This window comes from Bacillota bacterium (genome assembly GCA_040754315.1).
In the GTDB taxonomy this organism is placed as follows: domain Bacteria; phylum Bacillota; class Sulfobacillia; order DUSP01; family JBFMCS01; genus JBFMCS01.
Map to the genome: position 1 here is coordinate 1 of JBFMCS010000058.1, position 15,041 is coordinate 15,041.

At 61.6% G+C, this 15,041-nt stretch carries 12 protein-coding genes and 2 riboswitches; of the genes, 10 read left to right on the plus strand and 2 right to left on the minus strand.

The window, feature by feature from the left end; translation table 11 throughout:
- The coding region (locus tag AB1576_13155) for a hypothetical protein (protein MEW6082683.1) at positions 1-214 on the plus strand (214 nt) is incomplete at its 5' end.
- A gap of 201 nt (positions 215-415) precedes the next feature.
- Here the strand turns inward: AB1576_13155 and AB1576_13160 are convergent.
- Entirely contained in the window at positions 416-1,432 is a 1,017-nt protein-coding gene (locus tag AB1576_13160; protein MEW6082684.1) for a homoserine dehydrogenase, read from the minus strand.
- 455 nt (positions 1,433-1,887) lie between these two features.
- A riboswitch (SAM riboswitch) is annotated at positions 1,888-1,995 on the plus strand.
- A gap of 107 nt (positions 1,996-2,102) precedes the next feature.
- On the opposite strand from AB1576_13160, the gene AB1576_13165 reads away from it, so the two are divergent.
- From AB1576_13165 to AB1576_13205, 9 genes are all read left to right on the plus strand, one after another.
- A complete protein-coding gene (locus AB1576_13165) occupies positions 2,103-3,272 on the plus strand; it encodes a homocysteine biosynthesis protein (GenBank protein MEW6082685.1) in 1,170 nt (389 codons plus the stop codon).
- Positions 3,273-3,680, plus strand: a complete 408-nt coding sequence (locus tag AB1576_13170; protein MEW6082686.1) for an NIL domain-containing protein — start codon at positions 3,273-3,275, stop codon at positions 3,678-3,680.
- A gap of 9 nt (positions 3,681-3,689) precedes the next feature.
- On the plus strand, positions 3,690-4,475 hold the full coding sequence (locus AB1576_13175) for a UPF0280 family protein (protein ID MEW6082687.1): 786 nt from the start codon (positions 3,690-3,692) through the stop codon (positions 4,473-4,475).
- Positions 4,476-4,618: 143 nt separating this feature from the next.
- Positions 4,619-6,097 carry a proton-conducting transporter membrane subunit gene (locus AB1576_13180; GenBank protein ID MEW6082688.1) on the plus strand — a complete coding sequence of 493 codons (1,479 nt, stop codon included), beginning with the start codon at positions 4,619-4,621 and terminating at the stop codon, positions 6,095-6,097.
- A gap of 24 nt (positions 6,098-6,121) precedes the next feature.
- Positions 6,122-8,314, plus strand: a complete 2,193-nt coding sequence (locus AB1576_13185) for a proton-conducting transporter membrane subunit (protein MEW6082689.1) — start codon at positions 6,122-6,124, stop codon at positions 8,312-8,314.
- 21 nt (positions 8,315-8,335) lie between these two features.
- Positions 8,336-9,799 carry a proton-conducting transporter membrane subunit gene (locus AB1576_13190; GenBank protein ID MEW6082690.1) on the plus strand — a complete coding sequence of 488 codons (1,464 nt, stop codon included), beginning with the start codon at positions 8,336-8,338 and terminating at the stop codon, positions 9,797-9,799.
- An 11-nt stretch (positions 9,800-9,810) separates the two neighbouring features.
- On the plus strand, positions 9,811-11,295 hold the full coding sequence (locus AB1576_13195) for a proton-conducting transporter membrane subunit (protein MEW6082691.1): 1,485 nt from the start codon (positions 9,811-9,813) through the stop codon (positions 11,293-11,295).
- 31 nt (positions 11,296-11,326) lie between these two features.
- Positions 11,327-12,349, plus strand: coding sequence for a low-specificity L-threonine aldolase (ltaE, locus tag AB1576_13200; protein ID MEW6082692.1), 1,023 nt, complete (start codon positions 11,327-11,329; stop codon positions 12,347-12,349).
- Positions 12,350-12,431: 82 nt separating this feature from the next.
- Positions 12,432-13,676: a replication-associated recombination protein A gene (locus tag AB1576_13205; protein MEW6082693.1), complete on the plus strand. Its 1,245-nt coding sequence runs from the start codon at positions 12,432-12,434 to the stop codon at positions 13,674-13,676.
- 10 nt (positions 13,677-13,686) lie between these two features.
- Here AB1576_13205 and AB1576_13210 read toward each other — a convergent pair whose 3' ends face one another.
- Complete coding sequence (locus AB1576_13210; protein ID MEW6082694.1) at positions 13,687-14,508, minus strand: FliA/WhiG family RNA polymerase sigma factor; 822 nt, start codon at positions 14,506-14,508, stop codon at positions 13,687-13,689.
- Between the two features lie 161 nt (positions 14,509-14,669).
- Positions 14,670-14,757, minus strand: a riboswitch (cyclic di-GMP riboswitch).
- Positions 14,758-15,041 lie beyond the last annotated feature (284 nt).

The window sequence follows — 15,041 nt, forward strand, 5'->3', positions numbered from 1 at the left end:
GTTCCAGCGCCTCATTGAGGCTGGCGCCATGGACTCAGAAACCCAAGATACTATCGTCAGCCACATCAGTACCCTCAATCCCCTTGCCCTCAAACGTCACCTTGATTCCCTTCTTCAACTTGACCCAGACTCTCTCAAAAACTGTATAATTCACGACTATCCATCCATCTTGCCGGTAACATTCCTAACTGAGTGTTCCATCTCTCTTGGGTAACATTCTTAGATGGGTTGACACGGGGGTGGAAGGGTTTGGCCAGGGAGTACGGGTTTCTCTAGTCCCGCCGGGAGAAGGGACCTGTGGCATGGCCATACCTGGGAAAGAGTGCAGCCATGCTGGGCCTATCGTCCTCTTGCGAATAAGGTGCTGCTGCCCCAACCCTGCAGGCAGATTCTCTATGAGAGGTTCCGGCATCCCTCAGGGTCTTGGGCGGAAGATGTTGATGATGTCCTTGTAGGCGGCAGCCGCAGCGCCCCGGGGGTCTGAGCGGCCTCCCACAAGGCTTAGCGTGCCCATGGTATCGGTTTCCAGGGATACTGCCTTGTCCGCCCCGTTGACTGATGCCAGGAAGTGGTCACAAGGGAGTACCTGGGGCCCTACCTGCACCTTGATGCCTCCCACTCCTCTTACCGCAGACCCCACCAGCTTGACCCTCTTCCCCTGGGCCAGGGCATCCTGCACAAAGGCGGCATCCAGGCCGCCTATTCCCTCTACGGCGGCGGCGGAGAGACCAATGCCTGCACCCATGGCTATGTTCGCCAGGAGGACGGTTTTTGCCGCTGTGTCCCACCCCTCCAGGTCCCAGCGGGGATCAGGCTCAGCTATGCCCCTGTGGACGGTCTCCTGCAGTGCCAACGCCAGGGGAATGCCTTCCTCCATGCGTCCCAAGAGATAGTTGGTGGTGCCGTTCAAGATGCCATTTATGGACAGTAGGGTTGTCCCGGCAAGGCTTACCTCGGCTACGTCCAGGCAAGGAAGGGCGGCAGCCGTGGCGCCGCTGGCCTTGAGGTGCACCCTGGCGGACTGCGAGAGCCCCTGGAGCTCCTTGTAGGCGGTAAGTAGTGGGCCCTTGCTCAGCACAACTGCGTGGAGGCCCTGGTTCATGGCTGCCCGCAGGAGGTCGAGCCCTGGCTGTCCAGTCCAGATGTCACTGGATGTAGCGTCTACCAGGACGTGTGCCCTGGCCAGGAGAGCGGCCTTCACCAGGGAGGTTTCCCGGTGTCCCCCCCGGTAGGCGGTTAACGGCAGCGCCCGGCTGGCCACAAAGGCCAGGGTGCCCGGGTCAAGGTCCCCCCACAGGGTGGTGGATCTTGTGCCAGCGGCGCAGATCCTTATACGAAGACCGAAGTCGGTGACTGACTGTTCCTCCCTGGAGAAGGCCAGGGCCGCCAGGGCCCTCCCGACCCCACCAAAACCCGCCAGGGCGACTCGCACCTCCAAGGCTGGACCCCTCCCCAGTGTGTCAAGCTCACACAATCCAGGATTCCCCGTAAGGCGTCCAGTTCCCTGCCTCGTCATGAAACCGGGCGGGGTTAGACTGGCAGCCGCCGGAGCCTAGCCACCTGAAGCAGCAGAAGATAAGCCAGGCTTCACGCCGGGAGGCGAAGGAGGTGAAAGGTGCTGTGGGGTAACGTGCGCAAAGGGGAGGCCGGTTCTTCCGGGATGGCGTGCCAATAGTGGCTCTTCCATCATCGCCGTAACCTCCGCGAAGAAGTGACAGGTAACCCTGAGGAAGCATTTGGGAATAGGTTTCACGCTTACTGGTTTGGAGAAAAGGCCACCTGGCCTTGGAGATCTGGGGCGAACTCCCTGCACGCCCGGCCGAAAAAAGGCAATTGACAGGGGCCGATTCCCGAGTGTATCATGAGTCCAAACCCCATATGGCAGGACTCTTATCCAGAGCGGCGGAGGGACTGGCCCGATGAAGCCCGGCAACCGGTGGCTCATGCGCCACACGGTGCCAACTCCTGCAGAACTCCGGTTCTGAGAGATGAGAAACGATAGATGCCCCTCTCTCTCGGAGGGGTGTTTTCGTTCCTGAAGGGTAAACCTGGATGGATGAGGGGAAGCCTGCGAAGGGGCCGAAAGGGGAGAGAACCGGACCATGGGAGAGCGCTACAGGACCTACCAGGAGGTAAACGAGAGGATCAGGGAGAGAAAGGCAGTGGTGCTGACAGCGGAGGAGTACCTGTCCCTAGTGGACGAGAAGGGAGTGAGTGCCGCCGCGGAACGGGTGGATGTGGTGACCACTGGCACCTTTGCCCCCATGTGTTCTTCGGGGGCGTTTGTGAACTTTGGTCACAGTGATCCCCCCATCAAGATGACCCGGGTTTCCCTAAACGACGTTCCAGCCTACGCAGGCCTGGCGGCAGTGGACGCCTACATCGGCGCCACCGAGGTGTCCGAATCCAGGGGCCTGGAGTACGGTGGCGCCCACGTCATTGAGGACCTAGTGGCCCGGCGGCCCGTCCACCTCAAGGCCACAGCCTATGGTACCGACTGCTACCCCCGGCGGGAGTTCGAGGGAGACCTCTACCTTGACGACCTGAACCAGGCATTCCTGTTCAACCCCAGGAACTGTTACCAGAACTACGCAGCCGCAACCAACTCATCCAACAGGACCATCTACACCTACATGGGGATCTTGCTGCCACGCTGCGGCAACGTCACCTACTCGACCTCAGGACAGCTGAGTCCCCTGTTCAAGGACCCCCTGTACCGCACGGTGGGCATCGGAACCCGCGTCTTCCTGGGCGGGGGCCAGGGCTACGTGGCCTGGGAAGGCACGCAGCACAACCCAGGGCAGGCCCGGGACGACGCGGGGGTACCCCTAGGCCCTTCAGGCACGCTCAGCCTGATAGGGGACCTCAAGGGGATGAACACGGGGTTCCTCAGAGCCTGCGTCTTCGAGGCCTACGGGGTTAGCCTTTTCGTCGGGATAGGGGTTGCCGTGCCAGTCTTGGACTCGGACCTTGCCTCTTCCCTGGCAATAAGAGACCACCAGATCTTCACTTCTGTCTTCGACTACTCGGTGCCCAGCCGTTCAAGGCCGGCCCTGAGGCGGGTAAGTTACGCCGAGCTCAGGAGCGGGCGAGTAGAGCTGGAAGGGAAGACGGTCAGGACCGCACCCCTCTCCAGCTACCACAAGGCCCGCCAGATCACCGGTGCTCTCAAGGACTGGATCCTCCAGGGGAGGTTCTTCCTCAGCGAGCCCGTGGCCAATCTCCCGCTGGAAGGCACTGTCAAGGCACTTGACCCCAAGGAGGTGTCCTAGATGTCCAAGACCAGGATCATCCTGGATTTCCAGGCAGATTCCACAGAGAAGCCCATCACCTGTCAACTGGTGAGGGACTATGGCCTATCCGTGAACATACTGAGGGCAAAGATAGAGCCCGACCAGGCAGGCCGTCTCCTCATGGAGGTTGAGGCCCCACGGGACGCCCTGGAGAAGGCCTTGGATTTCCTGGCCGAGGAGGGTATCGGGGTAAGGTTTATGGAAAAGGAGTTACGGGTGGATAAGGAGGCCTGCGTCAACTGCGGTGCCTGCACCGCCGTCTGTGGGTCTGGCGCGCTGGTCATAGGGGCCCCGGAGTGGGAGCTTGTCTTCAACGCTGAGCGTTGCGTGGCCTGCGAGCTCTGTGTTGAGGCCTGCCCTGTCAGGGTCATATCCGTCAACTTCTAGGAGGGCCTCATGCAGCCCAGGACCTATCGCAGGGCAATGCTCCCGGTGGATCTGGTGAGCTTTCAGGTCCGCCACAGAGAGACCGACCTGTGGTGCGCGGTGGACAGGGAGGGCTTCACGCTCCAGACCGCACCCTCGGCACTGGCCGCAGTGCTCTCCCTGTGGCGTGACCTTGAGGATTACATAGCCCGGCACCAGGAGTTCCATTCCTCCCTGGTGCCGGTGGCGGTGCTCCCGGGTGCCCCGGGCGTTGTGGTTGACATGGCCAGGGCAGCCCGGGAGGCCGGGGTCGGCCCAATGGCCGCGGTGGCCGGGGCTGTCGCGGAGGCGGTGGGCCGTCACCTAGCCCAGTCCTGCTCCGAGGTGGTAGTGGAGAACGGGGGCGACGTGTTCCTGCTCTCTCGCAAGCCCCGGGTGATCGCGCTCCACGCTGGGGTGTCCCCCCTTTCCGGCCGGGTGGGCCTGGAGGTGCGGGCCCCAGGCGGGCTAGGGGTATGCTCCTCCTCGGGCACCGTGGGCCATTCCCTGAGTTTTGGCAGGGCTGATTGCGTCATGGTGATGTCACACTGGACAGCCCTGGCTGATGCCTACGCCACTGCCCTGGGAAACCGGGTCAAGGGACAAGAGGACATCGACGCTGCACTTGACCTGGCCTCCAGGTGTGGAGGTATCCAGGGTGTTGTGCTGGTGGCAGGGGGGCGTGTAGGGGCGTGGGGGGACGTCGTCCTCAGGCCCGTATCCCCGGGCCTGGGTGACGTGGTGGCTGGCGGCCCCCAAGGCCACCAGGATGAATGAAATATTTCCCCGTGGGAGGAAGAGTCGCTTTCTTGTCGAACCCATTGATGTTGCGTGTCACGGGTGGGCCGCCACAGGGCCTTCCTGGTGCCCGGTTAATGAAAGCTCCTATCGGGGCCAAGGGCTAGAGGTGAGGGTTTCGCATGGAAGGTGCAGCAGGGGAAGCCGTTATCTCCATACTACCTGTTCTCGCTACTTTTTTGCCCATCATTTCCGCGGTGCCCATCTACTTCGCCGGGCGGTACGGGGGACAATTCACAGAACGCCTTGCACTAGGGGCCTCGGCCCTCACAGTGGCGCTGGTGGCGCTTATGTACCCTCCCATATCTCAAGGTGCGGCTGTCATATCCGGGCGGGGCTTCTTCGCCTTCCCTGGGGCCTTCTCCTTCTACGTTGACACCCTCGGCTTTTTCATGGCTCTCCTTTTCAGCTTCATATGGCTGGTAGTCACCATCTACACACCGGGCTACATGGCCCACGGCCACAACAAGAGCCGGTTCTACGCCTTCCACATGGTGGTACTGGGCGGCTGCTTAGGGACCGTCCTGGCCGGGGACCTCCTGGGGCTCTTCCTCTTCTTCGAACTCATGTCAGTGCTGTCCTATGTCCTCATAATCCACGAGGAGACCCCCGAGGCCATGGCCGGAGGCGCCAAGTACCTCTACATGACCATCGCAGGTGGGCTGGGTCTGTTCCTTGGTGTCATCATCACCTACCACCTTGCAGGAACGGGCTCTCTGCACGCAGGCCCCCTGGTAAATGCCCCGGGCCGCCTGGCAACCCTAGGCTTTATGGGTTTCCTGGTGGGGTTCGGGATGAAGGCCGGTATGTTCCCTCTCCACGTGTGGCTGCCTGATGCCCACCCTGTCGCGCCCGCGCCTGCGAGCGCTCTCCTTTCCGGGATCATGATCAAGACAGGCGCCTATGGCCTGATCCGAGTGTACTTCGGGGTGTTCGGTGCCAGTTTCGCCTACCAGATGCGCTGGAATGACATCCTGCTGGTAATCGCCGCCATAACGATGCTCCTGGGTTCCGCTGCTGCGCTGAGGCAGGACGAGCTCAAGAGACGGCTGGCCTACTCCAGCATAGCCCAGATCGGTTACGTCCTCACAGGGATCGCGCTTCTTGGTGAGAGAGCCCTGGTTGGTGCCTTGTACCATGTCTTCACTCATGCGTTTATGAAGGGCTGTCTTTTTCTTGTGGCCGGTGCTATTATACACGAGACGGGGAAGAAGATGGTCTCCCAGATGGACGGGATAGGCAGGCAAATGCCCGTGAGCATGGGCTGCTTCACCCTGGCAGCCGCCAGCATGGTGGGGATCCCACCCTTGAACGGCTTCCTTTCCAAGTGGAACCTGGCCCTGGGTGCCCTGGATGCCTCACAGCCCTTAGTCGTGGGACTCCTGGTGCTCAGCAGCATGCTCAACGCCGCCTACTACTTCCCCATCGTGGTGGCCGCGTTCTTCAAGGGGGAGCATCCTGGCTGCAAGGCTCACGAGGCTCCCCGCTCTATGCTGGTTCCCATGGCAATTCTGGCGGTAGGGTGTGTGATTTTCGCCGTGTTGCCCTTCAACTGGCCCCTGGAACTGGCTAGGGCTGCGGTTCGCCAGGTACTCCCTTAGGGCTGCCGGGAGGGGGGAGAGACGATGGCAGCAGGTTACAGCGAAATTGTTGCGCTCCATAGCTCATTGCCCCTGTGGGTTGTCATAGTCCCCCTGCTGGGTTCCTTTGCTGTGTACGCCGCGTCCCGGTGTTCCGAGGGCCTCCGGGACCTCACCGCCCTGGCGATCACCACCGCCACGGCGGCCCTTGCTGTGTTCCTCCTGAGCATGACGCTGCACGCGCCAGTGGTCCTGGAGATAGGGGGGGTCATGGGCAAGGGGCTCACCTTCCGGGTAGACGCATTCGGGGGCCTCATGGCGGCACTGTCATCCGTGGTCTGGCTGCTGGCCACTGCCTTCTCCACCAAGTATATGGGGCACGAGCATGCCAGGGACCGCTACTACTTCTTCTTGGTACTCACGCTCTCAGGCTGTGTTGGAACCTTCATGGCTGGGGACTTCTTCACCCTCTTCGCCTTCTTTGAGCTGATGACGGTGGCCTCCTACGTCCTGGTGGTCCACACCGAGACGCCCGAGGCCGTGGCCGCGGGGTCCCTCTACATGTACATGGGGATCTTCGGCGGTCTCTGCCTTCTATCCGGCATATTCCTTATGGAGGACGCTGCCGGTACCGTTGCCATGAAGCCCCTCCTGGACTACCTGGGCCATTCGAATGCCCTCATAGGGGCCCTCCTCATCACTGGCTTCGGTGTGAAGGCCGGTATGGTGCCACTGCACATCTGGCTCCCCAAGGCACACCCGGTGGCACCCTCCCCTGCCAGCGCACTGCTTTCCGGGATCATGATAAAGACGGGGGCCTACGGCGTCATCCGCACCGTGAGCCTGATCATGACCCCCGGGCCCGAGGGCCTTTGGCACGTCATGGAATCCTACGGCTATCTGGTAATATGGATAGGGATCGCCACCATGTTCCTGGCGGCCTTCATGGCACTGTTCCAGACCAACGCTAAGAGGATCCTGGCCTACAGCAGCGTCTCCCAGATGGGCTACATCCTCATGGGGGTAGGCGCCGCCGCGTACCTGGGCATTGAGGGCGCCATGGGCTTCGCTGGGGCCTCGTACCACATAATGAACCACGCCATGTTTAAGGCGGCCATGTTCATGCTCGTGGGCGCCATATATCTTAGGACCCATACCCTGGACATCCGGGAGATGGGGGGACTTGGCCGGGATATGCCCTTCTTCGCCGCCTGTTTCGCTGTGGCAGTGGCGGGCATCACGGGCCTGCCCGGGTTCGGGGGATACGTCAGCAAGACCCTGCTCCACCATGCCATCGTTGAGGCCTTTGAGCACCATCACGACACAGCCCTCTACGTGGCAGAGAAACTGTTCATGCTCACCGGGGCAATGACGGTGTGCTACATCACGAAACTGTTCTACGGGCTCTTCCTGGGGCCGGGTTCAGGCTATCATCGCCATGTGGAGCGCGAGACCCCGCTGGAGAAGGCGGTCTTCGGGGCCTTCGCCCTGGGTGTGCTCCTGATGGGCCAGGCCTCCAACCCCGTACTCTCCAGACTAGTGGTGCCCATGTCCGAGGGGTTTCCCTACGACCATCACGGTATCGAGCACCTTGAGCACATATCCGTGTGGACCTGGTATGACCTCCAGGGGACCCTGGTCGTGATAGCCTTGGGTGTTGGGCTCTTCCTGGTGTTCAAGGCAAAGAGGGTGTTTGACTTCTGCCTCCCCAGGTCTCTGAGCGTCGAGTCCATAGTGTTCCGGCCGGTGGTGGGGATGTCCCTGGGGGCCTTCATCAAGACCGGGTGTGCCATCGACAACAGCGTGGAGAACATGGTGTACAGGCCTGTAATAGGCCTGACCCTCAGCTCCTTCGTGCGGCTGGGTAACATCGTGGACAGGTCAGTGGATGCCTTCTACGTGGGGACGGCCATGGCCCTGTGGAGGGCCTGCCTTGCCGTGGGACACTTTGACGGAGAGACCCTGACCAGCATTGGACGCCTCTTGATACTGGCCGCCCGTGCCATCCGGGACTTCGCCCAGGCCGCTGTAGCCAGGAACGTGAAGCTGGTGTGGGAAGAGGGCAACCTCCTTACAACCCGGGCCTCCCAGACTATGGCCAAGACCGACCTGGACCCCGAAGGGGACCGCTCCTACGCTGAGGTAAGCATACTGAACACGGACTTCTGCGGCATGGTCATAATGCTGTTCCTGGCCATCTTGTTAATCGCAGGCCTGGTAGGCCTGGCTCGCAGGTAGCGGGCGGACGGAGGGATGGGCTTGACGACACCTCTACCCCTTATAGCAGTGATCATACCCGTGGTGGGCGCGGCCCTGATCGGCCTGGTGATCAAGGGCGACAAGGCCCGCAACGCCATGGCCTTCCTCACATCTGCCTTGACCTTCTCCCTGGTGGCCTACATAGCGACAATGGCTTGGTCCGGACAGATCCTGGAGTTCCGGGTCTTCACTTTCGTCAGGGGGCACGACTTCTTCTTCCGGGTAGACGGTTTCTCCATGCTGTTTGCCGTCACGTCGTCCTTCCTCTGGAACCTTGCCACTGTCTACTCCATGGGCTACATGGCCCACGAGCACAACCGTCGCAACTACTTCACCTACTTCATCCTGTCCATGAGCCCCACCATGGGCCTGGCTTTCTCGGGGAACATGGTCACCATGTACCTGTTCCTCGAGTTCCTGGCCTTTGCCACCTATCCCCTGGTCATCCACCCCAGGACCAGGGAGGCATTGGATGCCGGCACCAAGTACATCATCTACTGCCTCTCCGGGGGGGCGCTCTTCCTCTTTGCCACCATCCTCCTGGCAGCGCTGGTGCCTAGCCTTGACTTCGCAAAGGGCGGGGTCCTGGCCCCGGCCGTTGATCGCTACCAGGTACTTATCAGCATCGCATTCTTCGGCGCCGTCATGGGCTCCGCTACCAAGGCTGCGGTGATACCACTTCACTCCTGGCTGCCCTCGGCCATGGTGGCCCCAACCCCCGTGAGCGCGCTCCTTCACGCCGTGGCAGTGGTCAAGGCCGGGCTATTCGGGGTGCTCAGGGTGATGTTCTCCGTGTACGGCCCGGACGTGCTCAGGGAGCTTGACCTCGGCTACTACCTGAGCTTCGTTATGATCTTCTCAATACTGGTGGCCTCCGTCCTGGCTCTGAAACAGACGGTCCTGAAGAGGCGGCTGGCCTACTCCACAATATCGCAGCTGGGCTTCATAACCCTGGGTGCCTCCCTGCTTTCCCCCGCGGGCGTCATGGGTGGCCTCCTTCACATCATGAACCACGCCCTCATGAAGATCACGCTGTTCTTCTGCGCTGGGGCCATCATCACCCTGACGGGCCGGGATAGGATCGCCCAGCTGCACGGCGCGGCGAAGAGGCTGCCCTTAACGATGGCTGCCTTTGCCATCGGAGGACTGGGCCTTGTGGGCATACTGCCCATCTGCGGGTACATAACGAAGTACTACATCCTCACAGGCTGCTTCCAGGCGGAGAGGCCCGCTGTGGCCCTCGTGATGCTGGCCAGCTCGCTCCTGAACTCCATGTACTACCTTCCCATCGTCATGACGGCCTTCTTCAAGAAGGGCGAGTTCGAAAGGCCTGAAGGCCTCGAAGCACCCCCCAGCATGCTGGTGCCCACACTGATCCTGGCGGCCATGTGCCTGGCGGTGGGGCTGTTCGCTCACCGGATTACCATACCAATCGTGGAGAAGGCCATCCAGGCCATCATGTAGGTGGTGACGACATGGCATTGACGGGCAGCGACTACATACTCGTTTTACCCTTGGCCGTGTTGGGAGCCGGCGGGCTCTGGTCATTCCTGTTCGGGCGGTGCTTCCCCCGGGCGACGCCCTGGGTGATCACCCTGGCGGCCATGGCGCCCGTAGTAACGGCCTGGAGGATATATGGGGATGTCATGGAGGGAAACCCCCTCTACGTGCGTTTCACCCAGATCCTGCCCCCAGTGGGGCTGAGCCTCTACGCCGACGGCCTCGGCCTGTTCATGTTCATACTGGTGGGATTCGCCGGGCTCCTGATTACCCTTTATTCCTTCGGCTACGAGTCCGAGGACCCCAAGAAGTACCGGTTCTACGCCTTCCTGCTCTTCGCCATGCTGGGCCTGGCCGGCGTCGCCATCGCGGGGGACCTCTTTACCTTCTTCCTCTTTTTCGAGATCATGTCCTTGTCCATCATGGGGGTGGTGGCCCAGGCCGAGACCCCAGATGCCTACGACGCCTCCATGAAGTTCCTGTTCCTCACGGTCATAGCCAGCATCTCGCTGTTCCTGGCGGTGGTCATTACCTACCACCTCAAGGGCTCAGTGGACCTGGTGCCCAACGGGGCCCCCATGCCCCAGAGTTCCCTGGCCTTCCTGGCCTTCCTGGGATTTCTCATTGCCTTCGGGGTGAAGGCAGGCATGGTGCCCCTGCACATCTGGCTTCCCGATGCCCACGCCAACGCGCCCTCCCCTGGCAGCGCCCTGCTCTCAGGCCTCACGGTGAAGACCGGGGCCTACGGCCTTATCCGGGTGGTCTACAGCGTCTTCGGCGTGGTCTTCATGGAAGAGACTGGCTGGAACCGGATCATCCTGGACATGTCCGTCGTGACAATCCTGGTGGGCTCCGCCGCCGCGATCGCCCAGGTGGGCATAAAGAGGCGGCTCGCATACTCCACCGTGACCCAGCTGGGCTATGTCCTCATGGGGGTCGGCCTGCTGTCCCCCGTAGCGCTGGTGGGCGCCATCTACCACATATTCACTCATTGCTTTATGAAGGGCTGCCTCTTCATGTGCGCCGGGTCCATGATCCACACGGCAAAGAAACGCCGGATTCCAGACCTGGCTGGCATAGGACTGGAAATGCCTGTGACCATGACCGGGTTCACCATCGCAGCCCTCACAATGGTGGGAGTGCCACCACTGAATGCCTTTGTGAGCAAGTGGCAGTTGAGCCTGGGGGCCCTGGACAAGGGAGCGCCCCTTTTGGTGGCGGTGCTCCTGGTGAGCAGCATCATGAACGCTGCCTACTACTTCCCCATCGTGATCTCGGCCTTCTTCGGGAAACCAGGGTCCCGGTTCGTGTGGAAGGATTCGCCCTGGATTATGCTGGTACCCTTGCTCATTCTTGCGGTAGGGTGCATCGTGTTCACGCTGGCCCCCGTGAACTGGCCCCTTGTACTGGCGGAAAGGGCCGCCAGGTGTGTGATGGGACCCGGAGGGTTCACGCCCTGATTCGTAGAACTCTCCATAAGGGGGTGCGATGATGAACCACGTCATCGATCTCAGAAGCGACACGGTGACCAGGCCCACCCCGGAGATGAGGGAGGCCATGTATGAGGCCGAGGTGGGCGATGATGTCTACGGTGAGGACCCCACGGTGAACCGCCTCGAGGCTCTGGCCGCTGAGATGGCCGGGAAGGAGGCAGCCTTGTTCCTGCCCTCTGGCACCATGGCCAACCAGGTGGCGGTAATGACCCACACGTGCCGGGGGGACGAGGTGCTCCTTGAGGCTGAGGCCCACATCTTCTACTACGAGGCTGGCGGTGTATCCCTGGTGTCCGGGTGCCAGCCCAGGACAGTCGCAGGTAACCGGGGACGCCTCACCGCCGGCTTGGTGCAGGCGGCTCTTCGCCCCCCCAACGTTCACTTCCCGCCAACTACCCTGGTCTGCCTGGAGAACACCCACAACAGGGGGGGCGGCAGCGTCATGCCCCTGGAGGACATGAAGGCCATCTTCGACCTGGCCAGGAGGGAGGGCATTAGCGTCCACCTGGACGGCGCCAGGATATTCAACGCCGCTACGGTCCTGGGCGTCAATGCTGGTGAAATCGCACGCTACGCGGACTCAGTCATGTTCTGCCTCTCCAAGGGGCTGGCAGCCCCCGCAGGGAGCATGCTGGCGGGCGATGCCCCGTGGATAGCCAGGGCCCGGAGGAACCGGAAGGTGCTGGGGGGCGGCATGAGACAGGCAGGGGTGCTGGCCGCCGCGGGGATCGTAGCGCTCACCACTATGATTGAGCGCCTCCAGGAGGACCACGAGAATGCCAAGGCGCTGGCCTTGGGTCTTGCCTGCATCCCCGGCGTCCAGGTGAACGTGGCCCACGTGGAGACCAACATAGTGAGCTTCTTTGTGAAGGATGCCCCTGGCTGGGCCCAGCGGTCCAAGGAGGCGGGGGTGCTCTGCAACGCCATGGGACCCGGCAGGGTTCGCATGGTCACCCACAAGGATGTGAGTTCCGCCGGTATCCAGGAGGCCCTGAGGAGAATCCGCGCCTTTACCTCGTAAACCGGGGAGGTGAGGAACCCTGGATCTCTTTGAAGGACTTTACCCCAGGGACAAGGCGAAGGAGGCGCCCCTGGCCACCCGCATGCGTCCCAGGACGCTAAAGGAGTTTGTCGGCCAGGAGGACCTGGTGGGGGAGGGCAAGGCCCTTCGCAGGGCCATTGAGGCCGACCGGGTATCCTCCTGCATCTTCTACGGGCCCACGGGATCAGGCAAGACCACCCTGGCCCATCTTATCGCCACAGCCACCAGATCCCACTTCGAGCAGATCAATGCCGTGACCTCAGGGGTGGCGGACATCAGGAGAGCGGTGGAGGAGGCCGGGGCACGCCTCCGTCTCAACGGCCAGAAGACAATACTCTTCATTGACGAGATCCACCGTTTTAACAAATCCCAGCAGGATGCGCTGCTCCCTTCGGTGGAGGATGGCACTCTTGTGCTCATCGGGGCCACCACTGAGAATCCCTTCTTCGAGGTGAACCCGCCCCTGGTTTCTCGCTCCAGGATCTACCGCCTGGAGGCCCTGAGCCCCGGACAGATCAAGTCAATACTCCAGGCGGCCCTCAAGGACGAGGAACGGGGCCTGGGGAGCATGCGGGCCAGCCTGGATCTGGCTGCCCTGGAGCACCTGAGCGATGTAGCCAACGGGGATGCCAGGTCGGCGTTGAACGCCCTGGAGGTGGCGGTCCTAGCCACACGCCCGGGTCAGGACGGGGTGCACAGGGTCACCCTGGAGATGGCGGCCGACGCCATCCAGAGACGGGCCATCTCCTATGGCGGGGGCAAAGACCAGCACTACGATGTGATATCTGCGTTCATCAAGAGCGTCCGGGGGTCTGACCCTGATGCCGCCCTCTACTGGCTGGGCCGCATGCTGGTGGCTGGGGAGGACGTGCGCTTCATCGCCCGGCGCCTTCTGGTCCTGGCAGCGGAGGATGTAGGCCTGGCAGACCCATTCGCCCTGGTCCTGGCGAGCGCCACGGCCCAGAGCGTCGACTTCCTGGGTATGCCCGAGGCGAGGATCCCGCTGGCCGAGGCTACAATCTACCTGGCCACCACGGCGAAATCCAACTCCGCCTACACCGCCATATCCCGGGCAATGCGCGATGCGGAGGAGAAGGCCACGGAGCCGGTGCCCCCTCACCTTAGGGATGCCAGCTACCGGGGCGCCGCTCGCCTTGGCCATGGTGCAGGGTACCGCTACCCCCACGACTTCCCCGGGCACTGGGTAAACCAGGACTACCTTCCTGAAGGCATGAAGGGTACCTGCTACTGGAAGCCAGGGGATCAGGGCCGTGAGGGAAGACTGGGGAAGCCCCTCAGGCCATGATCCCTGTAGTTCAGTGTACTGCTACCTTCCTCGGCGCCTCGCATGGGGGCGCCTCGAATCCCGGGAGCTGCTCCCTCTGGATCCTGGTGCGGAGCCTCAAGAGGGCCTTCTTGTGCAACTGGGATACCCTGGATTGCGAAACCCCGAGGACCCTGGCGATCTCCGAGGTTGTCTTCCTCCTGTAGTAGTAGAGCTGCACCACCAGGCGTTCCTTCTCCGGAAGAGAGTCTATGGCCTTAGCAACGGAATCCCTAAGCTCATTCACCTGTACCTGGTCTTCCGGCGGGGGAGAGGTATCATCCACGATACTCCACGTGGTCTTCCCGTTGGGGCCATCCTCATCCCCGGTGAAGTCCTCCAGGGAGAGGAGGTAACTGCTGAGCCCTTCCTTGAGGCGCTTCTGAAACTCCTCCATGCTTAGGCCCAGGCGTTCAGAAACCTCAGCCTCCGTGGCTGTCCTGCCTAGCTTGGCCTCCACCTCTAGGTAGGCCCTCTCCATCTCCCGCACTCGCTGCCTCACATGGGCGGGCACCCAGTCCAGAGCCCGAAGCCCGTCCAGCATGGCCCCGCGGATCCGAGCCATGGCGTATGCCTCAAAACGAACCCCTCGGTCCGGGGCGTAACGTTCAAGGGCCTGGATGAGTCCGAGAAAGCCGCAGCTAACCAGGTCCTCCCTGTTGACGTGGGCGGGCAGCCTCCTGGCCAGCCGCGCCGCAACGGGGGGTACCATTGGGGCGTAGCTGAGGATGAGGTTCTCCCGGGTGCTGGTGTCTCTGGTCTTGGCGTAACGTGCCCATAGCAGTGCCCTGTCTGAAGTCGCCTTGGCATCCATGCTGTCTCTTGCCTCCTTCTTCCTGTCTGGGGTGCCCGGGAGACGCAAGCCAGGGTCCTACGAAAGGGTTTTGTCTTTGGCCTTGATTAAGCCTTGGGACCTCCGCACGAGAAAGCCCTTCATTGCCGGATGACAAAGAAGGGCCAGAAAAAAACCCCCTCTTCGGCAGCCCGGCTGTCATGGCTCTCTTGGAGCGGTAGACCCGTGACTTTGCGTCCCCGTCTTTCAACGGGTTTGCCTTTGTCGGTTGGGATATTGTTTTCCACATGCTGTTCGACAAAAATTAGAAAACTCCTTCTTCTGTATGCAAGAAAGTCCAAAAATGGTGGAAAAGGTCTTTGTCGGCACCCCGCCGCGGGGTTCATTCCCGATGAACTCCCTAAGGTATACGTGTTGCATCAAGCAAAAAGCATTCCTGTGAGGTTTTGAATGGCCTTTGACAACAAAAAAGCCTCCTGGGAAAATGGTGTTGGTCAAAGACACCAGATAAAACCCAGGAGGCGAGAAACCAGATGAAGAGCCACAATCAGAAA

Coding starts and splice junctions, on each gene's coding strand:
- AB1576_13205 (MEW6082693.1), top strand. CDS start 12,432: ATGCGTCCCAGGACGCTAAAGGAGTTTGTCGGCCAGGAGGACCTGGTG.
- AB1576_13175 (MEW6082687.1), top strand. CDS start 3,690: ATGCAGCCCAGGACCTATCGCAGGGCAATGCTCCCGGTGGATCTGGTG.
- AB1576_13210 (MEW6082694.1), bottom strand. CDS start 14,508: ATGGATGCCAAGGCGACTTCAGACAGGGCACTGCTATGGGCACGTTAC.
- AB1576_13170 (MEW6082686.1), top strand. CDS start 3,273: ATGTCCAAGACCAGGATCATCCTGGATTTCCAGGCAGATTCCACAGAG.
- AB1576_13195 (MEW6082691.1), top strand. CDS start 9,811: ATGGCATTGACGGGCAGCGACTACATACTCGTTTTACCCTTGGCCGTG.
- AB1576_13180 (MEW6082688.1), top strand. CDS start 4,619: ATGGAAGGTGCAGCAGGGGAAGCCGTTATCTCCATACTACCTGTTCTC.
- ltaE (MEW6082692.1), top strand. CDS start 11,327: ATGAACCACGTCATCGATCTCAGAAGCGACACGGTGACCAGGCCCACC.
- AB1576_13185 (MEW6082689.1), top strand. CDS start 6,122: ATGGCAGCAGGTTACAGCGAAATTGTTGCGCTCCATAGCTCATTGCCC.
- AB1576_13165 (MEW6082685.1), top strand. CDS start 2,103: ATGGGAGAGCGCTACAGGACCTACCAGGAGGTAAACGAGAGGATCAGG.